Here is a 23,902-nt window from a genome sequence, read left to right on the forward strand (position 1 = left end):
GGCTACCGTAACGAGGCCAACTTCATCGCCATGATCTACCTGATTGGCAGCCCGGTGGGCCGCCTGTTCGATCAGGCCAAATCCACATGAAGTGACGAAGAACCCCAATATGCACTACTGCCAGAAAAATATGAAAAAATAATCCATGAGCTTAAAAAATAATCCAAAAACTCAACATTTGGATTTTTTAAAGGCTAAAAAATCTAATTAACCAGAAAAAGATAAATCTATTTTAACCTTGGCCCCACAACTGGGGCCCGTGCAACTTAGATAGAACACCTTAAAAATTTCCGAAACGCGCCTGCTAGTTCTTATGCGGAACAACGAACCACATTTTGGGCACATATCGCCAAAAAAGCACAATTCATCTGGATAGCAGATCCTTTCGTCAACCAGTACGCAGCTAGCTTCAGGCTCCTTCTCGCTTATTTCATTCTCGGCCTTTGGGCGCTTGTAAGCCCTAACAGGCGAGAAATGCAGGTCTACGCGCCAAAGCCGTCGACAGCCGTAGCATTGCAACACCGCCTCTTGGTGCTGGTTGGTTATCCTGCGGCGCTGTGTGGTTCTCATGATCGTCCCGCACGCTGGGCACTTCTCCCCTAGCCCTTTCATGTCGCTAGCCCTTCACTTCGCCTCTCGGTGCCAAAGAGGTGGTCTGCCCAAAACTGCATCATGGCGGGCCGCTGATCCGGGGCCATGTGTTCGGCGTGGGTATAAATGCCCTCGATCCCCGGCAGCTTGTGCGAAAGCTGGGCCTCGATCCACTCTCTAGGGTAGCCCAACTCTTTCAGGCCCGTGGCCACCACATGGCGCGTGCCGTGGGGCACGTGACGACCGTCGTAGCCTATGCGCTTCAACGCCATGCCAAACGCAGCGTCGGACATCGGCCTACGTGGGTTGTTACGACCAGGGAACAGCAGTTTGAACGCCCCCGTTAGCTTGTGCAGGTGGCGTAGCTCGTCTATTGCCTGGGTAGGTAACGGCACTTGGTGCGCCCTGCCCATCTTCATGCGCTCGGCAGGGATCTTCCACACAGCGGCTTGCAGGTCGATCTCTTCCCATTCCGCCATGCGCAGCTCACCAGGGCGCACCGCCGTTAGCAGCAGGAGCTTCAAGCCGATGCGAACCATCGGGCTTTTATCGTAAGCCTCGATGTCGCTCACGTACTGCGGCAGCTCGCTTTGAGCGATATGGGCGAAGCTGCCCCGTTTGTAGGGCTTGAGCGCCGTATTGAGGTCTGTAAGGGGGTTGTAGCTGGCCCTGCCCGTAATGATGGCAAAGCGGTAGATGTCTCGGCAAAAGGCGTGCAGGCGGCGTCGCTGCTCGAATATGCCTGCATCCTCCAGCGCTCGCAGGATCTCCAGCCACTCCAACGGCAGAATGCTCTCAACTGGGCGGTCTCCCACCTTCGGAAACACGTACATTTCAAGCACGCGCTTGCTGTCGTTGGCACGCTTCGAGCTTTCTTTCCAGCGCGGCACCATGGCGGCGTGCCACTCCAGTGCAATCACCTTGAACGTGTTCTGCGCGGCGTACTGCTGCTGGCGTTTATCGCTCTGTTTCTGCTCTACGGGGTCGATACCTTGGGCCAGTTGCCGCCGTATGTCCGTTCGCTTCTCACGGGCCTCTGCAAGGCTCACATCAGGGTATTTGCCAAGGCTGACCATGTTGCGCTTGCCATTGGGGCGGGTATAGCGCAAACGCCACCCACGGCGGCCATCCGGCCAAATCCTGAGTTCTAATCCCTGGCCATCAGAGAGGGAGACAACTTTCATGCCAGGCTTGGTTGTGCTGATCTGCCGGATAGTTAGCGCCATGGTGGTATACCGAGCATCTTCGAATGGTGACATATACCATTCTGTATACCACTTGTCGGCTGGTTTTGAAAGGAACGCAGAGGAACGACAGGGAGCCAAAAATCAATGTGATTCAGAGTGTTACACTTAATTTCTGGCCTTTCTAGGACTTGCTGAGACCCCCCAATGGCGTCCCTGGCAGGAGTCGAACCTGCGACCTGCCGCTTAGGAGGCGGCTGCTCTATCCTACTGAGCTACAGGGACTTAGGGGGCGCATAGTATAGCGCGTTGGCTTGCCTCGGCCAACCGTCGCGCTTTAAATCCACCCCGCCAGGCGCAGGGCGAAAATGCCCAGGGTCACGGTGATGCTGGCCATCAGGGTGGTGATGGCGATGATATTGGCGGCCAGGGCCACGTTGCCGTTGATGGCCTTCACCATCACGAAGCTGGCGGCGGCAGTGGGGCTGGCGAAGAACAGGAACAGCAGGCCCAGTTGCGCGCCGGAAAAGCCCAACAGCCACGCCGCGACCGTCGACAAGGCGGGCAAGGCGACCATCTTCATCAGGCTGGCACTCATGGCCACTTGGCTGCCTTCACGCAAGCTGGACACCGAGAGCGTGGCGCCAATGCAGATCAGCGCCAGGGGCAGCGTCAGCGAGGCAAAGTAGTTGCCCGAGGTCATCACCCAACTCGGCAGCCCTACCGAGAACGCCGTGAACGGCAACGCCGCGAACACGGAAAGAATCAGCGGGTTCTTGACGATATGCCCCAGCAGGCTGCGCCAATCGGTGGATTGGCCGGGCTGGTACGCCGCCAGGGCCACCACGGAAAGCGCGTTGTACATCACGATCACCACGCCCAGCAGCAGGCTTCCCGCCGAAAGCCCGTAGTTGCCGTACATGCCCGCCGCCAAGGCCAGCCCCACCACGCCGCAGTTGCCGCGAAAGGCCCCCTGCACGTATATCCCTCTGTCTGCCTGGGGCACACGTAGATGCGCCCAGCCCCAGCTCAGGGCGAACTGCGCCAGGGTGGCCACGGCGAAGAACAGCAGCAGCGGAATGTCCAACGCGACACTCAGGTCGGCCTTGACTAGACTCAGAAAAATAAGCGTCGGCAGCGTCGCCTTGAACACCAGCGTCGAGGCCGTGCTGATAAAGGCACTGTCGATCCAGCCAAGGCGTTTCAAGCCAATGCCGATGAACACCATGGCAAACACGGGTAGCGTCACGTCTAGCGTGCGGGTAAACAGTTCCAGTAGATCCACAGCAGCTCTCTCAGTTGGATAAGCGACATCTTATACTCTACCGTTGACCAGGATTTGTCGACTGGCTAGACAGGCACCTCGGCATAAGGGAAAGTAGCCCTAAACGCGCATCACGGATACGTTACGTATGGTACAGCCCGCCGTCCCTGAACACGAAGCACAGCGGCTTCTCACCCTGAAGCGGTACACACTGGGGGATCTTTCGGCTGACCAGGAGTTTGACCGCATCACCCGTCTAGCGGCTGCTTACTGCGAAACCCCCATGGCCTTGATCACGCTGGTGGATGCCAGTCACGTCTGGGTCAAAAGTGGCGTGGGCGAATACAGCCCCACGGTATTGCGTCAGCTTTCATTATGCGGGGAAGCCATCCTCGAACCCAAGCTGTTCGAAGTATCGGATGCACGCCTGGATGCGCGGCTCCATAAGTTGCCCATGGTCAGTGAAGCGCCCCATGTCGTGTTCTATGCAGGCATGCCGCTGGTTGCCGAAGATGGCAACATCATCGGCACGCTGTGCGTCATGGATCAAAAGCCCCGCCAACTGAGCCCTACCCAGCGGGAACTGCTACAGCAACTGGCCAGCAGCACCGTGCTGCAGTTCGAGCACTACCTGAGCCAACGCGCCTATCAAGCCATTGGCAATGCCGCCATCGGCCTCTGGGAGATGGATGTCGCCACCCGAACCACCCACTGGAACGACGTGGTCGATGCGCTCTATCAAACCGATGCTCGGCAAGCCAACACCTTCGAAGCGCGCATGCAGGCGTACACCTCGGCTGACCGCGCCCGGCTCGTCGAAGTCATCGACACCGCCATTGCCCACGGAACGCCCTTCAACGACATCTTCGAGATGCAGACCCCCTCGGGCGAGCCGCTCTGGGTCAGAATCACCGGCAACCCCCTGGCCGTGGATGGCCAAGTGGTGCAGCTCATCGGCACCATGCTCGATGTCACCCCCCGCAAGAAGGTCGAAACACAGCTACTGCGCCAGCAGGCACTGGAGCAGGCCATCATGCGGGCGCAAGCCAGCTTCATCGACGAACAGGGCAATGCGAAGGCGCTGAACCCGCTGCTCGACGACCTGCTTACCCTCACCGGCAGCGAATACGGCTTCATCGGCGAAGTGCTTTACCACCCCGACAAGACACCCTACCTAGTGGCCCATGCCATCACCGACATCAGTTGGGACGAGCCCTCGCGGCAGTTCTACGCTCAGCACGCCCCCAACGGCATGGTGTTCAGCAACCTGGACACCCTGTTCGGTCATGTCATGCGCCATGAAGAAGTGGTCATTGCCAATGAGCCCGCCCACGACCCCAGGCGCGGCGGCCTGCCACCGGGGCATCCACCGCTCGATGCATTTCTGGGGGCACCGATTCACTTCCACGGTCGTTGCATCGCCATGATTGGCCTGGCCAATCGCCCCGGGGGCTATCATCCCGACCTAGTGGAGTATCTGGCCCCGCTGCTGGGCAGTATCGGGCAGTTCATCAACACTCTGCGCCACCACCGCCAGCAGCAGCAAGACCAACAGGCCATCGCACGGCTCTCCCTGGTGGCCAAGAACACCAGCAACGGCGTGGTGATCACCGATGCACGTGGCAACATCGAATGGATCAACGATGGCTTTACCCGGCTCAGTGGCTACACCTTCGCAGAAGCGGTCGGCAAGAAGCCGGGGCAACTGGTGCAGGGCAAAGCCACCGACCGCGCCACGGTACTGCGCATCGCCCATGCTCTGCGCCACCGCCAGCACTTCGAGGAAGAGCTGCTCAACTACCGCAAGGATGGCACCCCGTACTGGGTACATATCAGCTGTAACCCGCTGCCCGCCAACGAGCAAACCGGCGGCGGCTTCATTGCCATCCAGTCGGACATCACCGACACCAAGCTCCATGAAGAGGCGCTGTACAAAGCCGCCAATATCGACGAGCTGACGCGGTTACCCAACCAGCGGCTGGCCCGCACGCAGTTGGAAGCGCTGGTACGCCAGGACACCCCGCTGGCCGTTGCGATCCTCAACATCGACGATTTCAAACGCCTCAACGACCTGTTTGGCTACGCCACCGGCAACAGCATACTCAAGCGCATTGCCAAACGGCTGGAAGCGTTGGTCAGCCCCTTCAAGGCCCAGGGCATCACGGCGCGGCTCAGCGGCGATGAGTTCGTGTTGGCCGGACCAGTCCAGCGCCTCACCCCGTCCACCATCCAGCACGCCATCCAGCAGCCGCTGCATGTGAACGGGCAAAAGCTGAAGCTCACCGCCTGTCTCGGCATAACCAGCTACCCCAACGACAACGTCGACCCAGACGCCCTGTTTCGCCATGCCTACCAGGCGCTGTACCAGGCCAAGACCCAAGGGATCGCCCAGTGCGTCCGCTACAGCACCGATGAAGAACACCTGGTCAAACTGCGCCAGCAAGAGCGCAGCGCCATTCAGCATGGCCTGGCCAATAACGAGTTTCGTCTCTACTACCAGCCCCAGGTCGATCTCAAATCGCACACCGTGGTCGGGGCAGAAGCGTTGATTCGCTGGATTCACCCGCAACACGGGCTGCGCAACCCGGCAGAGTTTCTGCCCCTGCTGGAAGGCAGCGAGCTGGAGTTTCATCTGGGCGAGTGGGTCATCGAAGCCGCCTTGAAGCAGCTGCAAAGCTGGCTGGCCATGGGCATCGAACTGCAGGTGAGTGTCAACATCAGCCCGCAACACCTGCTGCACCCCGGCTTTCTGCCACAGTTGGAACAGCTGCTGCTGTACTACCCGCAAGTCCCCTCACGGCTGCTCGCCATCGAGATACTCGAATCGGCCACGCTGGATGACATGCAGGCCGCCCTGCACGTGCTGGAAGAGTGCCAGCGGCTCGGCATCGAAATTGCCCTGGACGACTTCGGCACCGGCTACTCCTCGCTGGCCTACTTCCGTCGCCTGCCCGTGCAGTTGATCAAGGTAGACCGCGACTTCGTGCGCGACATGCTGGAAAGCGAGGATGACAAGGCCATCGTGGAAAGCATCATCTTCATGGCCAGAAAATTCTCACGGCCGGTGCTGGCCGAAGGGGTCGAGACCATGGCCCACGCCCAGGCCCTGCTGGCCATGGGCTGCCATCTGGCACAAGGTTACGGCATTGCCCGCCCGATGCCTGCCGACGAACTACCAGGCTGGCTGGAAAGCTGGCAGGCAGAAGGGTTTGCGCTGCGTTAATCGAACAGCGTCATCGGGTCGCTTTCCCCCGTCAGCTTGACCATCACGCCATCGCGCCCCTGGCCCTTGACGTCGTAGCTGGCGGCATCGGCACGGGCCAGGGCGACTTCCACGGCATCATCGCTTTCATCGAAAACCGTCACCCCAATACTCAAGGTAACGGTATATTCCTTGCCCTCATGGGTCACCGACACCTCGCTCACCGCCTTGCGCAGTGAATCGGCAATCACCTTGGCTTGCCCCAGCGTGCAGCTAGGCAACAGCACGCCAAACTCATCGCCCCCCTGGCGGGCCACGTGGTCGCTGCGGCGCACCTCCCAGGCCACCACCTGAGCAATACGACGCAGCATCTCGTCACCCAAGGCATGGCCGCCTTCGTCATTGATCGGCTTGAAGTGATCCAGGTCGAACAGCAGCAGCGCCGAAGGCGTACTGGTTTTCTGAAAATCGGCGAAGGCCTCTTCCAGGCGGCGCTCGAAGCCACGTCGGTTCAACAGCCCGGTCAAGGGGTCATGTTCGGCTTCCCAACGCTGCAGCGCCTCTTGCTGACGCCGCTCGGTAATGTCCTTCACCACACCGACCAACCCCAAGGAGTGGCCGCCTTGGGTCAACATCACCACCCGGGCATGAATATCCAGCCACAGCGTTTCGCCGTCGCTGCGCAGAAAACGCAGCTGGCGCACGAAGTCGCTGCCGGTCTTGAGACTATGCGTCCACATATCACGCGCACCCTCACGCTCATCCGCGTGAATCTGTGTCAGCCACTGCTCCATCGGGGTATCGGCTGAAATGCTCAGCATCTGCAAAAGCGCAGGGTTCATGTAGGTGATCTTGCCACCGAAGTTGGCCACGAACATGCCCTGGGGGGTGGCGCTCAGCACCGAATCGAGAAACGCCTCACGCTCCTGCAAATGCCCCACCAGCTGCTGGCGCTCGTCTTCCACACGATTGAAGGTATTGGCGACCTGCTGTAGCTCCTGCATCCCCGTGGCCAGGGCCAGCTGCGAACGCCGCCCAGCCCCTACTTCGCCAATCTGGCGTTCGAGATGCTCCAGGGGCTTGAGAATACGCGCCAGCAACCACCACAGCAGCGGCATCATCAACAGGGAAATCACCAGCCAGATACCAAACAGCTTGGAGATGAAACCCGAAAGCGGAAGCTGCGCCTGCTCGGTGGGCAAGAACAGCCCAACGATCCAGTCGGCAGGCCACACTTGTGCATACGCCTGAAGGCTGGTGCGCCCATTGGCCAGCTCGCTGACTCCCTCGCCTTGCCAGCCATCCAGTGCCATATCCAGCAGGTCATTGCGCTGGGCGTGGCTGATTTCTGCATTCACCAGCTCGTAATCAGGGTGGTAAAGAATCTTGCCTGACGCCGTGGAAACCGCCGCGAACCCGTGGTCACCCAAACGAATCGTGGCCAATCGGTTGAACAGGCCGCTACGATCCAGGCTCACCATCCCCGCCACGAACCCGGCAAAACGGCGGTCTTCATCCAGGCGGGGCACGGTAATCAGCACCATGGGCATGCCGCTGGCACGGCCAATGAAAGGCTCGCTCACATAAGGGCGGCGAATACCCCGCACCATCTTGAAATATTCGAGTTCCGAGGTATCGAGCCCCACTCGCCCCACCACACTGGGCCAGTCCGCCACGATCTCACCATGTTCGTCACTCACAATCAGTCCATCGAACCAGGAGAGCAAGGCATCGTTTTTCTGCAGCTCGTATGAAAGCCAACCCACGTCATTGGAAGGCCCCATGGAGCTGCTCAACCGCTTGAGCGCATGGACACGCTGATTCACCTGCTGGGTGATCTCGTCGGCCAGCAAACTGGCCTCGTAGCGCAAATGAGACATGTTGGTCTCGTGCACCATGGTCTTGCCAACCTGCCAGGCCATGCTCAATACGGCACCCGCCAGAATCGCCAAGGCGCAAGAGAGGCCAAGCAGCAGCCGCCCTTTCAAGGAGCGTAACGTCAACAGCCTGTTGATGAGGGGGGCTAGTCGCACCAGAAATTCCTATTTCGTCAACGTTCCTTGAATACTGCCCTAAAGTTCAAGCGTTATTGCATCACTGGCAATCAACTTACCAAAAACAATCACAAACTGCGCGTTGATATAATTCCACTTAATCTCCTTGTATCACCCTAGGCCAAGGCATGCCAGCACGCTAGCCTGGTCAGCCAAGTGCTCACTGCGCGCCACGAATTGATAACCCTGCCCAATTCACGTATGTTCGCCGCCTGTTTGGTATCTTTATCAGGACGACTTGCGGCCTTTTCCATGGCAAAACGTACGGCGGGTTATACATCCTCAGGCATCGGTAAAATTGCGACTCTTTCAGTGCTGCTGTCCGAGTTTGACGACGTCATACCGATCAGGCCTTTCTGCTCTCCGCCGTCAACGGTCATTGGCTGGGGCCTCAAGCCCACGACGCGACAATCGAAACGTTATGCCGAGCGCAAGAACCTGCCCCACATCGCACTGGAGGACGGTTTCCTGCGCTCGCTTGGCCTCGGTGTCGAGGGCTATCAACCGCATAGCATGGTGGTGGATGTCACCGGCATCTATTATGACGCCTCGCGCCCCAGCGACCTGGAAACGAGCCTCAACGAAGCCACCTTCAGCAGCGAAGAGCTGGCCCGTGCCGAGCGCTGCATGGCCCTGCTGCGGCACCATCGTCTCTCCAAGTACAATCACGCCCCCGATACACCCTTGAATCACTCCAACGCCACGGTCCTGGTCGTCGACCAGACCGCAGGCGATGCATCGATCACCTATGGTGGTGCCAGCAGCGAGAGCTTTCAACACATGCTGCAGGAAGCCCTGGCCAATCACCCCGATGAGGAGATCCTGGTCAAGATCCACCCCGACGTGATTGCGGGCAAGAAACAGGGTCATCTTACCCAGGCACTCGACCACCCCCGCTGCCGCATCATCAGTGAAGACATCAACCCCTGGGCACTGTTCGATCAGGTCAGCAGCGTTTACGTCGTCACCAGCCAGCTCGGCTTCGAAGCCCTCATGGCAGGCAAACAGGTGCATTGCTTTGGGCTGCCCTTCTACGCAGGTTGGGGGCTGACCCAGGACAAGCTGGCCTGCCCGCGCCGTACGCGCACCCGCTCCTTGCCGGAAGTCTTTGCGGCGGCGTATTTGCGCTACGCACGCTACGCCAACCCCTACACCTGCCAGCCCGCCACGCTGGAAGAAACCATTACACTGCTGGCCGACCAGCGTCGCCAGCAGGAACGCCTGCGCGGGCCATGGGTAGCCTGCGGTTTCTCCGCCTGGAAACGCGGTTTCATCGGCTGTTTTCTCGGCCCCTGCGCCAACATTCACTACCAGGAAACGCTGCCCAGCACTATCGAAGGCACGCCATCGGCACCCCGCATCCTGGCCTGGTCCAGCGCCCTCACGCCAGAGTTCAAGGCACGTAATGCCCACGCTCTGCATAAAGTATGGCGCATCGAAGATGGCTTCATTCGCTCGGTAGGGCTTGGGGCAGACCTGACCACGCCGCTGTCCCTGGCCATCGACCACCAAGGCATCTATTACGACCCCACCCAGCCCAGCGAGCTGGAAACGCTTCTGGAAACCCACGCCTTCGATGCGCCGCTGCTCGAACGCGCCGCAGCGCTGCGTGAACGCCTGGTGGCTCTCAAGCTCTCCAAATACAACGTCTATGGTCAGGCCAAAATAGACCTGCCCAGTGGCAAGCACATCATCCTGGTGCCCGGCCAGGTGGAAAGCGACGCCTCGATCGCCACCGGTTCTCCCCAAGTCAGTACCAATAGCGCCCTGCTGCGCGCCGTGCGCCAAGGCCACCCGGACGCCTTCATCATCTACAAGGCTCACCCAGACGTTACCAGTGGTGCGCGGGTCGGCAAACTCGATAGCGACGCCAAACAGTTGTATGATCTCGACGGCAGCCACATGGAGATCACCGCCCTGCTGGAGCGGGTCGATGCCGTGCACACCATGAGTTCATTGACCGGCTTCGAGGCGCTGTTGAGACATCGTCAGGTACACACCTATGGCCTGCCCTTTTATGCCGGTTGGGGGCTGACCCGCGATGCCATGCACTGCCCAAGACGCACACGCAAGCTGACCCTGGATGAGCTGGTGGCAGGCACCCTGCTGGTATACCCCGGCTATGTCGACCCAAACACGGGTCAGCTATGCAACGCTGAAACCGTCGTCGCGCTACTGGAACAGACCAAGACGCGTCAGCATCACTCACAAAAACATTTGCTTACATGGAAGCAGCGGCTATATCGCAGCTATCGTAACGTATTCATTGGAAGACATTGAGTTGAAGCAGAAGCGCGCATTTTTATTCCTGCAGGGCGTATGCTCGCCCTTTTATCAGCGTCTGGCTCGGCGTTTGACCGATGACGGCCACCGTGTTGTCAAAGTCAACTTCAATGCAGGTGACATTCTTTATTGGCAGCGCACCCATAGCAAACATCATTTATTTCGTGGTCCGTTAACGGTACTACCTGAATACATCACATCGCTTTGGAAGCGCTACGACATTACCGACCAAGTCATGTTCGGTGATCGGCGCCCCGTCCATCGCTCGGCTATCGAACAAGCCGACAAGGCCGGGGTGCGTACCCATGTTTTTGAGGAAGGTTACTTTCGCCCTTTCTGGGTCACGCTTGAGCGCGATGGCGTCAATGGGCACTCTCTTTTGCCGCGAGACCCTGCTTGGTTCTATGAAACAGGGAAAACATTACCTCTGCTACCAAAGCCAGTGCGCTTTCGTTCGGCTTTCAAGATCCGTGCTTTGCACGATGTTGCTTACCACACAGCCGGATTGCTCAACCCGTTGATCGCCCCACGCTACCGCAACCATTCCCCCATCACGGCACCAGTGGAATACGCGGGTTACATCAAGCGCTTTACACAACTGAAACAGTGGAAAAAACGCGACGCCCAGCGCATCAAGGCGTTGATCGAAAGCGGACGCTCGTATTTCATGCTGCCGCTACAGCTCAACACCGACGCCCAGATCCGTGACCACTCCCCCTATCAAAACATGGAGGAGGTCATGGACCATGTGATGGGCTCTTTTGCGGTCAACGCTCCACAAGGTGCCCAGCTATGCATCAAGAACCACCCGCTAGACATGGGGCTAGTCGACTACCCCGCCATCATCCAGCGGCTGGCCGATTTTTATGGTCTTCAAGGGCGGATCGTTTACTTAGAGTCAGGAGACCTCAATCGACTGCTCAAATATGCAGCAGGCACGGTAACAGTCAACAGTACCGTCGGTATCGTTTCCCTGGAACACAAGTGCCCCACCTTTGCACTGAGCGACCCGATCTATCATATGGCAGGCCTGACCTATCAAGGCAGTCTCGACGAGTTCTGGCACCAGCCGCCACCGCCCAGCGCCCAGCTGTTCGACTATTTCCGTAACACTGTCATGTATGCCACCCAGCTCAACGGGGGGTTTTACTGCCAGCCCGGCATCGACCTGGCGGTCAATAACGCGGCCCAGGTACTCGAAGCCTGCCCCTCCCCGCTGGAGAGACTGCTGTGAGCACCTCACCCCAAACAGGCCACCGCTGCGTGCTGATCACCGGCGCCACCGGAGCCATCGGCAGCGCCCTGGCCAACGAATATGCCACCCAAGACACCCACCTGATCCTCCACGGCCGAAACCTCGTCGTGCTGGAACAGGTAGCCGAAAACTGCCGCGCCCAAGGGGCCCAGGTCACGCTATCGAACATCGACCTCGGTGATCAGACCGCACTGGCCAACTGGCTGGGCGAGCTATGCACCCACCACCTGCCCGATATCGTGATCGCCAATGCGGGCAAGAACACCCACCCGCCCCAAGCGGGCGAGCTGGAACCCTGGCCAGACGTTCAGGCGCTGCTGGACATCAACCTGACCACCCCCATCGCCATGGCCCACCATCTGGTGCCCGCCATGCGCGCAAGGGGCAGTGGCCAACTGGTGTTCATCAGTTCCCTGGCCGCCTGGCACGGGCTGCCCAGCACGCCCACCTACAGTGCCAGCAAAGCGGCCATCAAAGCCTACGGGGAAGGCCTGCGTGGGCTGCTCGCACCGGCCGGTATCGGCGTCACCGTGGTCATGCCCGGCTATGTCACCTCGCCCATGTGCAACGCCATGCCCGGCCCCAAACCCTGGGAGTGGCCACCTGAGCGTGCCGCACGCGTCATTGCCCGGGGCATCGCAGCCAACCGGCCACGGGTCAGCTTCCCGTTTCCGCTCAACTTCGGCACCTGGTGGCTGGCCGTACTGCCCGCGTCGGTGTCCCAGTGGCTGATCAAACGGCTGGGGTTCGACCACCTGGAGGGCGGTTCATGATGCTGCTCTCAGGTGCCGCAATGGCCGCCATGGCCCTCGCGCTGGTCACCGGGCTACTCGGCAGCCTGCTGGCTGAAGCGCTGCTGCGCCCCCAGCCACGCCCTTTCTGGCAGCGCCGTCTGGCCGCCAATGCCGTGCACCTGGGCAGCTGGCTGCTGCTGTTTGGCGTGTTCACCTTGCTGCTGCAGCGCCCCTGGTTTGCCGTGGTGTTCATTCTCTCGCTGCAGTTGGTGGTGGTGCAGTCCAGCAACACCAAATCGGCCACGCTCAACGAGCCTTTCATCTGCCACGATTTCGAATACTTCTGGGATGCCATCTTGCACCCCAGGCTGTACGTGCCCTTCTTCGGCATCGGGCTCGCCATCGCTGCCAGCAGCGCTGGGGCCGTGGCCATCGGCAGCTTCTTCTATTTCGAGCCGTCGTTGGTGGGCCAGTGGGGCTTGATGCCTTGGCTCTTCAGTTGCCTGCTGCTGATACTGGCGGGTGCGCTGCTGCTGGCGGCCAGCCTGAAGCGCTTGCCCCCGCCCACGCTAGCCCCCACACACGACCTGCATGAAACGGGGCTATACACCAGCCTGTGGAGCTACGGCGTCGCGCTGATGCGCTCCCGTGCGCCTGGCCCGGAACGCTCACCGTTCCAACCGTTCAGCCAGCCGCTCGGCGAACCGCAGTGCCCGCCTGACGCCACCACCGTCGCGCCCACGAGCAAGGGCAACACACTGCCAAACGTGATATTGGTGCAGAGCGAGTCCTTCTTCGACCCCCGCCCGTGGTGCCAGGACGTGGCGCCAGGGCTGCTCAGCCAGTTCGATGCCACCGCCGCCGAAGCCCTCGAACAGGGCGAACTGCACGTACCCGCCTGGGGAGCCAACACCGTGCGCACTGAATGCGCAGTGCTGACAGGCCTGACGCCCAGCGACTGGGGGCCGCGTCAATTCAACCCCTACCGTACGCTGTCACGCCACCCTCTCGCCAGCGTGGCCAGCGCATTCAAGGCCCAAGGGTATCGCACCGTGTGCGTGCACCCGTACCCGGCCACCTTCTACCTACGCGACAAGGTCATTCCTCTGCTGGGCTTCGACACGTTTATCGATCTCAGCGCCTTCGAAACCCAGGAAAAGCACGGCCAATACATCGGCGACCAGGCCGTCGCACGAAAGGTTGGACGCCTGCTGAAAGATGACGATAATAGGCCGCTATTCGTGTTTGTGATCACCATGGAAAATCACGGCCCGCTGCACTTGGAAGCACCCCAGCAGCAGCGCCTCGCCGAGACGCTGCCCAACGCCCCATGGCCGCTGCCGAACCATTTGCGAGACTTGGCAGTCTATCTTCACCATCTGGGCGAAGCAGACCGCATGCTGGGGGGGCTCAAAACGGCCTTGACGGAGGCGCAAAGGCCGGGGCTACTGGGATGGTACGGCGATCATGTGCCCATCCTGCCCGCCGCGTATGGATATTTTGGCGCCCCTACGGGCCGCACGCCATACATGATATGGTCAACGCAACGGCAACCGTCTGACCCACCGCCTGCCGAGCACATGCCGCAGGGAATAGCAGCAAACGAACTTGGCGTCCGACTATTTAAACAAGTGTTTGGACGCGATATAAGTAGTGATGTGATCAAGGCAGAACCAGAACCTCAGGAGCAAGAATGACTAAACGCGTGGCCATTATTGGTGCCGCCCATCGTTTCCCAGGCACCACCCCTGAAACGTTCTGGCAAGACCTGCAAGCTGAAAAAGACCTCGTCACCCAAGTAGCGCCCGACCGCTGGAGCCACGATGCGTTCTGGCACCCCGACAAGCGCCACCCCGGCACCAGCGTGACGTTCGCCGCCGGTAGCCTGGGCGATATCAGCGGGTTCGACGCAGAGTTTTTCGGCATCTCCCCCAGGGAAGCAGCCAACATGGACCCCCAGCAGCGCATGCTGCTGGAGCTGGCTTGGGAAGCCATGGAAAGCGCGGGCATCGTGCCCAGCACCCTGCGTGGCAGTCAGTGCGGTGTGTTCCTTGGTGTGGCCAGCCTGGATTACTCCTATCGGCTTGCCGACGACATGGCGGCCATCGACGCCTCCACGGCCACGGGCAACACGTCCAGCATCGCCTCCAACCGGCTGTCGTACATTTTCGACCTGCACGGCCCCAGCATGTCGCTGGACACCGCCTGCTCGTCTTCCATGGTTGCGTTCCACCAGGCCTGCCAATCCATTCGCAGCGGTGAAACTCCCATGGCGCTGGCAGGGGGCATCAGCCTGCACCTGCACCCCTACGGCTTCATCATTTTCTCCAAAGCCAGCATGCTGTCGCCCACCGGGCGCTGCCAGGTCTTCGATGAAGCAGGCAATGGCTACGTGCGCTCGGAAGGCGCGGGCCTGTTTCTGCTCAAGGACTACGACTTGGCCGTCGCCGACGGCGACAACATCCTGGCGGTGGTAGCAGGGTCGGCGGTCAACACCGACGGCCACAAATCCGGCCTGACCGTGCCCAACCCCAGCGCTCAGGTTGCCCTGATGCGCAGCGCCTACGAGCAAGCGGGCATCTCCCCCGATGAGATCGACTACCTGGAAGCCCATGGCACCGGTACCGCCGTCGGCGACCCCATCGAAACCCGTGCCATCGGCGAAGCCCTCGGCCAGCATCGCAAAACGCCGCTGCTCATCGGTTCGGTGAAGAGTAACGTGGGCCACCTGGAAACCGCCTCCGGCGTGGCCGGGCTGGCCAAGGCGCTGTACAGCCTTCAGCACCGCGAAGTGCCCGCCACCATCGGCATTCGCAAGCTGAACCCGCGCATCAAGTTCGACGAATGGAACCTGCACGTGGTCACCAAGGCCCAGCCGCTCAAGCCCGAGGGCAAGCTGGTCATTGGCGTCAACTCCTTCGGTTTTGGCGGCGCCAACGCCCACGTCATTCTGGAAAGTGCCCCGGAAACGCCCGCCGCTGAGCGTCAGGTGCCGGACACCCGTCTGCCCATACGTATCAGCGCACGCAGTGAAGCCGCCCTGGCCGCCAGTGCCCAGGCACTGGCCAACCACCTGCAGGCCACCGAGCAGCCGTTTTACGACATTGCCCACACCCTGTTTCACCACCGTGAGCAGCACAGCCACGGGGCGCTCTGCTTTGCCAGCAGCGCAGCAGAAGCCGCTGCCGCGCTTGGCCAGTTTGCTGAGGGCGATACTCGCCAGCTCACCACCCTGGAGCGCCTCACTGACGCCAAGGGCCCGGTGTTCGTCTACGACGGCAACGGCTGCCAGTGGGCCACCATGGGCCACGACCTGCTCGACACCGCACCGGCCTTCAGCGACGCCATCGACCGCGTCGATGCACTGTTCCAGCGCCACGGCAACTTCTCACTGCGCGCCGAGCTGGCAGGCCTGAACCAGCAAGCCGGCGAAGAAGAACGCTTCGTCAGCACCGAAATTGCTCAGCCAGCGCTATTTGCCCTGCAAGTGGCGCTCACCGAATGGCTCAAGGAGCAAGGCATTACCCCCGCCGCCGTGTTCGGCCACAGCGTGGGTGAAGTCGCTGCCGCCTGGGCATCGGGTGCCCTGAGCCTGGAAGACGCGGTGAAAGTGATTTACTACCGCAGCGACTTCCAGGGCAAGACCCGTGGCCAAGGCGAAATGACCGCCGTGGCCATGAGTGCCGACGACATCGCCCCTTGGCTGGCCAAGCCCGAGTTCGGCCGAGTCAGCCTGGCCGGTATCAATAGCCCCAAAGGCATTACCCTGGCAGGCGATAAAGACCAGTTAAGCGAACTGGAAGCGGCGCTCAGCGCCCAAGAGGTGTTTGCCAAACGCCTGCCGCTGGATTACGCCTTCCACAGCCCCGCCATGGACAGCATCCAGGAAGGCGTGGTGGAAGCGCTGGCCGGTATTCAGCCGCAGCCCACTCGAATTCCGTATTTCTCCACCGTCACCGGAGCCTTGGCCGAAGGCACGACGCTGGATGCCCACTACTGGTGGCTGAACATCCGTGAACCGGTACTGTTCGACGATGCCGCCACGCAGCTGATTCAACAGGGCTATAACGTCTTCGTCGAGGTCGGTGCGCACCCCATCTTGCGCCGCTACCTCAACGAGTCGCTGCGCCAGCAAGAGCACAGCGGCCTGGTACTGGGCACCGTTGAACGCCACAAACCCGGTCTCGAAGGGCTGCAGCGCACGCTGGGCCAACTGCTGCTCAGCGGGCTTTCCCTGCCCAGCGGGCACTACTTCCCCGTGGAAGGCCAGCGCGTTCTGCTGCCTCGCTACCCATGGCAGCGCACCCACCTCTGGGTGCAAGGTACTCAGGATGGCCAAGGCCTGCTGTCGCGCTACTACCAGCACCCGCTGCTGGGCTACCCGCTGGCCCAGCAGGAGCACACCTGGGAAAGCCAGCTGGACACCAAGCGCCAGCCCTGGCTGGCCGACCACGTGGTGGGCGAAGGCGCCGTCTTCCCCGGCGCGGGCTTCATCGAGCTGGCCCTGGCCGCCGCCATGCAGCAAAAAGACACCCCGCTGCTGGATATCGAAGAGCTGGAAATTCGCGCGCCGCTGCTGCTGGACGGCCCCAACGGGCGCACCATGCGCCTGACGCTGGACCCCGATGACGGTCGCCTGGAAATTCACTCCCGGGAGCCCGCCACCGGCAGCGAATGGCAGCTCAACACCGTGGCTCGCCGCATGCGTGAAAGCCGTGGCTTCCTGCTCAATCGCCAGGCCCCGGCACTGCCCAGCCGCGCTGCCGACTACACCCTGGAGCAGCACCTGGCCATGGCCGAGCGCATCGGCCTGCACTACGGCCCCGCCTTCCAGGCCATTACCCGTGGCTGGATCGAGGGCGACAGCGTCATCGGCGAGATTCACCTCTCGGAAGCCGTCACCGCCCAGCTCGACACGCTGCACGTGCATCCCGGCATTCTCGATAGCGCTTTCCAGCTGTTCATTCCGCTGCTGGCACGCCAGGCCGAGTTTGCCTCGCAGCTCGCCTTCGTGCCCGTGCGCGTAGGCCGTATTCAGGTCAATGCCGAAGCCGGAACCCCCGTGCTGGCCCGCGCCGTCATGGGCAAACGGGCACCGCACTCCTTCACCGCCGACTTCGAGCTCTACGATGCCGAAGGCCGCGCCGTGGCCGTGCTCAGCCAGACCCGCTTCAAGGCCATTCGCCTGAACCGCGCGCACCACCAGCACTTCAGCTACCTGGATATCGAACTCACGCCCGCGCCGCTCAGCGCCGTCACGCTACCCATGCCAAGCGAGGCCCTGCCACGCCTGATGGGGCTAAGCGATGCCTTCAGCGCCAGCACCGGCCAGCGTTACGCCCAGGAAGTCGCTCCGCTGCTGGACAGCCTCAGCGAAGCCTTCGCCCAGCAGGGCCAGCCTGCCGAGCCCACCGCACCCGGCGACGATGCCGCCAGCGACGAGGCAGCGCCCCTGCCCCCGGAAACCATCTGGCAACTGCTGGTACAAGACTACCCGGACTACTTCGCCCCCATTCATCTGGTGGGCAGGCTCGGCCTGCACAAGGAAGCCCTGGCGCGTGGCACCGACACCCTGGAAAGCCTGGGCGTCACTCACGAACACCTGGCAGGCATCAACCGCGTCCTGATTGGTGAAAGCGGCTGGCAAGTACTGGCCAGCGAGCTGGGCAGCCTGATGGAAGCAGCCCTGGCCGCCCTGCCCGAAGGCCAGCGGCTGGCTCTGCTGGAAGCAGGCCCCTGCGCCCCCGCGCTGGGCCAACGCCTGCTGGAACGGCTTGCCCATCACTCACCCAAAGTCACCGACAGCTACCGCTACCGTGCGCTGACCACCAGCGACACGGCGCGCCATCAAGCGGAGCAGCTGCAGGAACGCTACCCGCTGATCGACGTTCAGCCGTTGGAAGAGTCACTGCCCACGCTGGCAGAAGCACAAAAAGCCCAGCTGGCCTTCATCAGCGCCGATGTCACCCAGCCCGAGCGCACCCGCCAGCTCATCGAGGCCTTGCCTTCGCAGTTGGCACCGGGCGCACAGCTCATCGTGGTCGGCATTCATCCCAGCCGCTGGCTGGACGACCTGCTGGCCACCCCCGGCATCGGCCAGGCCGCGCTGGAACAAGCCACCCTCATCGAGTGGCTCTCCGCCCAAGGGCTCAGCGTGACCGCGCCCATCGAGCTGGAAGAGAACGGCGCCTACCTGCTGCACGCGCAAGCCCCCAGCGAACAGCCGGGCAGCGCAGCACAAGCGCCCCAGGCACATACCCTGGTCATTGCCGACGACACCCAGCAAGCCCTGGCCAACGCGCTGGCGGCAGCGCTGGACAACGTCACCTTGCTCAGCGATGGCGAGCCTGCGGCCCTGCTGGCCGAGCAGCTGCGCCAGCACGAAACGCCTCCCGCCGCGCTGAACGTGCTGGACCTGCGCGGCCTGGGCCAAGACACTACCGCCGCACAGACCCAGCGCTGCCACCTGGCTCAACAGTGGTCGCTGGCCCTCGAACACAGCGGCCTGGAAGCCCAGGGCAGCCGTGTCACGCTGTGGCTGCTCACCCAGGGTTACCAGCACGGCGACGACGCCGCGCTCTGGGGCTTTGGCCGCTCGCTGGCCAACGAAGCCGTAGGCCACAGCGTTACTCTGCTGGAACTGCCCGAGCAGCCCAGCAGCGAGGCCCTGGCCTGTATTGCCGATTCCGTGACCCACCCGGATGCGGAGAACGAGCTGGTCATTACCCAGGCAGGCACCCGTTACGCCACCCGCCTGCGTACCCTGCCCGCCCCGCACCCGCACAAGGCCAGCCAGGTAGCGCCGCGCCAGGCCATGACGCTGGGCTTTGCCCTGCCCGGCCAGCTGCGCCAGCTACAGTGGCGGCCACGCCAGCTCCCCGAACTGGGTGCCGACGAGGTGGAAGTGCGCGTCAAGGCCACCGGCCTGAACTTCCGCGATGTCATGTACACCCTCGGGCTGCTCTCCGATGAAGCCATCGAAAACGGCTTTGCCGGCCCCACGTTGGGCCTGGAGTTCTCCGGGGAAATCGTGGCTGTCGGCAGCAACGTCACCCACTTGGCCCCCGGCCAAGGCGTGGTCGGTTTCGGCCCTGCCAGCTTCAGCGACCGCCTGGTCGCCAGCCAGCACGCCGTGGCCCCGCTGCCCGAAGGCGTCAGCTACGCCGCGGCCGCCACCATTCCGACCACCTTCTTCACGGTCTACTACGCGTTGAAGCACCTGGCACGCCTGCAGCCCGGTGAAAAGGTGCTGATCCATGGTGCCGCCGGGGGCGTGGGTATTGCCGCGCTGCAAATTGCCCAGTGGATGGGCGCCGACATCTACGCCACCGTGGGCTCGGAAGAGAAACGCGACTTCCTGCGCCTGATGGGCGAGGCGCGTCTCTATGACTCCCGCTCGCTCACCTTCGCCGAAGAAATCCTCGAAGACACCCAGGGCGAAGGCGTCGATATCGTGCTCAACTCCCTGGCAGGTGAAGCGATCAACCAGAACCTGCGCGCACTGCGCCCGTTCGGCCGCTTCCTGGAGCTGGGCAAGCGCGACTTCTACGAGAACACCCACATTGGCCTGCGCCCGTTCCGCAACAACCTCAGCTACTTCGGCATCGACTCCGACCAGCTGATGAAAGTGCAGCCCGCGCTCACCCAAACCCTGTTCAGCGAAATGATGGCGCTGTTCAACGACGGCACCCTCAGCCCGCTGCCGTTCACCGCCTTCAGCCACAGCCAGGTCATCGATGCCTTCCGCTACATGCAGCAGGCTCGCCAGATCGGCAAGGTAGTCGTCACCTACGAACAGCCTATTGCACCACCGCGCCAGGAACAGCTGGGCAGCGGCAGCCTCACCCTGCCCGCCAATGCCAGCTACCTGGTCACGGGTGGCCTGGGCGGCTTTGGCCTCAAGACGGCTCAGTGGCTGGTCAGCAAAGGCGCACGGGAACTGATCCTGCTCAGCCGCAGCGGCCCTGCCAGTGAAGAAGCCCAGGCCTCCATCCGTGACTTCGATGCCCAGGGCATCAAGGTCATGGCCGCCGCCTGCGACATCACCGACCGCAACGCCCTGGCCAATGTGCTGGAACGCGCCAAGGCCGAGCTGAGCCCGCTGCACGGCATCGTCCACGCCGCCACGGTGATCGACGACGGCCTGATCCGCAACCTGGACGCCGAACGCATCCATAAAGTGCTGGCCCCGAAAATCGATGGCGCGCGCCACCTGGAAGCGCTGACCCAGGAAGCCCCGCTGGACTTCTTCGTGGTCTACTCATCGGCCACTACGCTGTTCGGCAACCCTGGCCAAGGCAACTACGTAGCTGCCAACCACTGGCTCGAAGCCTTCGCTGCCCGCCGCCGCGCTCAGGGCCTTCCGGCCACCTGCGTACGCTGGGGTGCCATCGAAGACGTCGGCTTCCTGGCCCGCAATACCCGCACCCGCGACGCCCTCCAAGAGCGTTTGGGAGGCTCGGCGCTGCGTTCCGACGACGCTCTGAAGGTGCTGGAACAGATGCTGCTGACCCCTGGGCCAAGCCTGGGCGTGCTGGAGCTGGAATGGGGCGCACTGGCGCGCTTCCTGCCCACCTCCGACACCCCGCGTTTCGACGAAATTGCCCGCGCCAGCGATGACGACGGCAGCCTCGACCACGACGACGACATCAGCGCCCTGCTGGCCGACCTCTCGCCGGAAGAGCTGCACAGCACCATCACCGAACTGCTGCGCGCAGAGCTGGCCAGCATTCTGCTCATCGACGAAGAGAAGATCGACGTCAACCGCTCGGTGTACGACATGGGCTTCGACTCGCTGATGGGCGTGGAACTGATGACCGCCATCGAGAACCGCCTGGGCGTTCAAGTGCCGGTCATGGTCCTCAGCGAAGCCTCCACCCTCGACAAGCTGGCAGGCGTGCTGATCCAGAAGCTCCACCAGCACGATGAAGACGTTGAAGAGTCGCCGCAAGATGCGTTAGCCTCTCTGGCCGCCCGCCACGGTGCGGACGGCATTACCAGTGAGCCCGCATCCTCCCCAGCGACAGAGACACCATGACCGCCAAGCGTTCAGAACTAAAACGCCAGCTACTGGAACAGGCGCGCAAGCGCCCTACCGCAAGAGCCAGCCAGCCCACTGCCCCTGCCACCAGCGCAGGGGCAACCCGTTCCGTGCCCGAACGCTTCACCCGCTTCGATGCCCACCCAGGCTATCAACAGCTCTCGATGATGCGTCAGGGCGCGCAACAGCTGGGCTTGCAGGTGCCGTTCTTCAAGGTGCACGACGGCCTGGCCGGGGCCACCAGCGTCATGCAAGGTCGCACCTGCATCAACTTCGCCAGCTACAATTACCTGGGCTACTCCGGCGACCCGCGGGTCATCCAGGCCGCCTGCGAGGCCGCCCAGCACTACGGCACCTCGGTATCTGCCAGCCGTGTGGTCTCGGGCGAGCGCCCCATTCACGGCGATCTGGAACAGGCCATCGCCAAGGCGTATGCCGTGGAAGATGCCGTGGCCTTCGTCAGCGGCCATGCCACCAACGTCTCCACGCTAGGTTACCTGCTGGGCCCCAAGGATCTGATCCTCCACGACGAGTACATCCACAACAGCTCGTTGGTCGGTGCCCAGCTCTCCGGGGCCAAGCGCATGTCGTTCAGCCACAATGACCCCGACGCCCTGGACGCGCTGCTCGCCCAGCACCGCCACCAGTTCGAACGCGTGCTGGTGGTGATCGAAGGGCTCTACAGCATGGACGGCGACATCCCCGACCTGCCTCGCTTCATCTCCATCAAACAGCGCCATCAAGCCTGGCTGATGGTCGACGAAGCCCACTCCTTCGGCGTCATGGGCGAAACAGGCCTGGGCCTGCGGGAACACTTTGCCATCGACCCCACCCAGGTAGACATCTGGATGGGCACCATGAGCAAAACGCTCTCCGGCTGCGGCGGCTACATCGCGGGCAACCAAGCCCTGGTCGAAACCCTGCGCTACTTCGCGCCCGGCTTCCTCTACAGCGTCGGCATGCCCGCCCAGGTCGCCGCCCCCTCGCTCAAGGTACTGGAACTCATGGCCCAGGAACCCGAGCGGGTCGCCAAGCTACAGGCCATCTCCCGTTACTTCCTCGAACAGGCGCAAGCACGCGGCATGGACACCGGCCACAGCATCGGCTCCGCCGTCGTCCCCGTCATCGTCGGCAGCTCACCCCTGGCCGCCAAGCTCTCCAACGCCCTGCTCGAAAAAGACATCAACGTCCAACCCATCCTCTACCCCGCCGTCCCCGAAAAAAGCGCCCGCCTACGCTTCTTCCTCTCCTGCGAGCACACCCAAGCCCACATCGACGAAACGTTGGATGTACTGGAGAAGCTATTGGCCGAGGGAATGTGAGGAGTGAGGAGTGAGGAGTGAACCGTAGCGCGGCGTAACGATAGAGCGAGAGCAACGAGCGAAAGAGGCACCCGCGAAGGGCGGCACCCGCCGCCCCGATCACGCCACCGCGACCCTCTGTGCCCCCATCGGCAACGCTAACGCATTGCTTCGCGGGTGCGCTCCGCTTACACCGCGCTACGGGGTACCCACCACCGCCTATCACGCCACCCAGGGCAAAAAAAGGTAACCGCATGGTAATCGCAACACCCCAAACCAGCACCGCCCACTGGTACGTCATCCAATGCAAAGGCAGTGAATCCTTCCGCGCCGCCGAACACCTCGCCAACCAAGGCTACGAGGTGTTCCACCCCGTGCTGGACGTCAAACGCAAACGGCAAGGCAAGCTCACCACCGTCGCCGAACCCCTCTTCCCCTACTACCTGTTCATCCAGCTAGACCAGGTCAGCAGCAACTGGCGCCCCATCCGCTCCACCCGAGGCGTCCTGCGCCTGCTCACCTTCGGCAACACCCCCATCGCCGTGCCCGACGCCCTCGTCGCCACCCTCCGTGCCCAACCCCACCGCCAGGAAGGCAACCACAGCATCTTCACCGCCGGCGACAAAGTCACCATCACCGAAGGCCCCTTCAAAGACCTCGAAGCCATCTTCACCCGCTGCAAAGGCGAAGAACGCGCCATCGTCCTCCTCAACGTCCTCCAACGCCCCCACCCCGTCGAACTCCCCGTAGAAAGCCTGGAAAAGCGGTGAAGCGAATGGCGAACGGCGAACGGCGAACGGCGAATGATGGTAAACGGTGAATGATCAACCGTAGCGCGGCGTAACGACTGAGCGAGAGCAACGAGCGAAGGAGGCACCCGCGAAGGCGGCGCCAGCCGCCCTGATTGAGCCACCACCACCCACCGCGCCACCGCCGCCCATGTGCCCTCATCGGCAACGCTAACGCATTGCTTCGCGGGTGCGCTCCGCTTACG

Annotated in this window: 12 protein-coding genes and 1 tRNA gene; 8 read left to right on the top strand and 5 right to left on the bottom strand. The window is 62.1% G+C overall.

Annotated features, from left to right (window positions below; all coding sequences use genetic code 11):
• Positions 1–207 precede the first annotated feature (207 nt).
• The 4 genes from IE091_RS18680 to IE091_RS16090 form a co-directional block, all read right to left on the bottom strand.
• Complete coding sequence (locus tag IE091_RS18680; protein WP_422822539.1) at positions 208–612, bottom strand: ogr/Delta-like zinc finger family protein; 405 nt, start codon at positions 610–612, stop codon at positions 208–210.
• On the bottom strand, positions 609–1,850 hold the full coding sequence (locus IE091_RS16080; protein WP_308428146.1) for a tyrosine-type recombinase/integrase: 1,242 nt from the start codon (positions 1,848–1,850) through the stop codon (positions 609–611). Before IE091_RS16080 ends, IE091_RS18680 begins: the two co-directional genes overlap by 4 nt.
• 133 nt (positions 1,851–1,983) lie before the next feature.
• A tRNA-Arg gene (locus IE091_RS16085) sits at positions 1,984–2,060 on the bottom strand.
• A 52-nt stretch (positions 2,061–2,112) separates the two neighbouring features.
• The gene (locus IE091_RS16090; RefSeq protein ID WP_039177736.1) at positions 2,113–3,060 is read right to left on the bottom strand and encodes an AEC family transporter; all 948 of its coding nucleotides are present in this window, start codon (positions 3,058–3,060) and stop codon (positions 2,113–2,115) included.
• 127 nt (positions 3,061–3,187) lie between these two features.
• On the opposite strand from IE091_RS16090, the gene IE091_RS16095 reads away from it, so the two are divergent.
• A complete protein-coding gene (locus IE091_RS16095; RefSeq protein ID WP_189464105.1) occupies positions 3,188–6,262 on the top strand; it encodes a bifunctional diguanylate cyclase/phosphodiesterase in 3,075 nt (1,024 codons plus the stop codon).
• Here IE091_RS16095 and IE091_RS16100 read toward each other — a convergent pair.
• Positions 6,259–8,274, bottom strand: a complete 2,016-nt coding sequence (locus IE091_RS16100) for a sensor domain-containing diguanylate cyclase (RefSeq protein WP_189464106.1) — start codon at positions 8,272–8,274, stop codon at positions 6,259–6,261. The two genes, IE091_RS16095 and IE091_RS16100, sit on opposite strands and share 4 nt — an antisense overlap.
• Before the next feature lie 273 nt (positions 8,275–8,547).
• Between IE091_RS16100 and IE091_RS16105 the strand changes: the two genes are divergently transcribed.
• The 7 genes from IE091_RS16105 to rfaH all read left to right on the top strand — a co-directional run bounded on the left by IE091_RS16105 (position 8,548) and on the right by rfaH (position 23,678).
• Positions 8,548–10,575 carry a capsular polysaccharide biosynthesis protein gene (locus tag IE091_RS16105; RefSeq protein WP_189464107.1) on the top strand — a complete coding sequence of 676 codons (2,028 nt, stop codon included), beginning with the start codon at positions 8,548–8,550 and terminating at the stop codon, positions 10,573–10,575.
• Position 10,576: 1 nt separating this feature from the next.
• On the top strand, positions 10,577–11,812 hold the full coding sequence (locus IE091_RS16110; RefSeq protein ID WP_189464108.1) for a capsule biosynthesis protein: 1,236 nt from the start codon (positions 10,577–10,579) through the stop codon (positions 11,810–11,812).
• Positions 11,809–12,606 carry an SDR family NAD(P)-dependent oxidoreductase gene (locus tag IE091_RS16115; protein ID WP_144984470.1) on the top strand — a complete coding sequence of 266 codons (798 nt, stop codon included), beginning with the start codon at positions 11,809–11,811 and terminating at the stop codon, positions 12,604–12,606. Before IE091_RS16110 ends, IE091_RS16115 begins: the two co-directional genes overlap by 4 nt.
• Positions 12,603–14,264, top strand: a complete 1,662-nt coding sequence (locus IE091_RS16120; RefSeq protein WP_189464109.1) for an LTA synthase family protein — start codon at positions 12,603–12,605, stop codon at positions 14,262–14,264. The genes IE091_RS16115 and IE091_RS16120 overlap by 4 nt, the downstream gene beginning before the upstream one ends.
• Positions 14,261–21,604, top strand: coding sequence for a type I polyketide synthase (locus tag IE091_RS16125; RefSeq protein WP_189464110.1), 7,344 nt, complete (start codon positions 14,261–14,263; stop codon positions 21,602–21,604). The genes IE091_RS16120 and IE091_RS16125 overlap by 4 nt, the downstream gene beginning before the upstream one ends.
• On the top strand, positions 21,601–22,929 hold the full coding sequence (locus tag IE091_RS16130; RefSeq protein WP_189464111.1) for an aminotransferase class I/II-fold pyridoxal phosphate-dependent enzyme: 1,329 nt from the start codon (positions 21,601–21,603) through the stop codon (positions 22,927–22,929). Before IE091_RS16125 ends, IE091_RS16130 begins: the two co-directional genes overlap by 4 nt.
• 233 nt (positions 22,930–23,162) lie before the next feature.
• On the top strand, positions 23,163–23,678 hold the full coding sequence (rfaH, locus tag IE091_RS16135; RefSeq protein WP_039177757.1) for a transcription/translation regulatory transformer protein RfaH: 516 nt from the start codon (positions 23,163–23,165) through the stop codon (positions 23,676–23,678).
• The last annotated feature ends 224 nt before the right edge of the window (positions 23,679–23,902 follow it).

The sequence above is a fragment of the Vreelandella hamiltonii genome, assembly GCF_014651775.1.
Classification (GTDB): domain Bacteria; phylum Pseudomonadota; class Gammaproteobacteria; order Pseudomonadales; family Halomonadaceae; genus Vreelandella; species Vreelandella hamiltonii.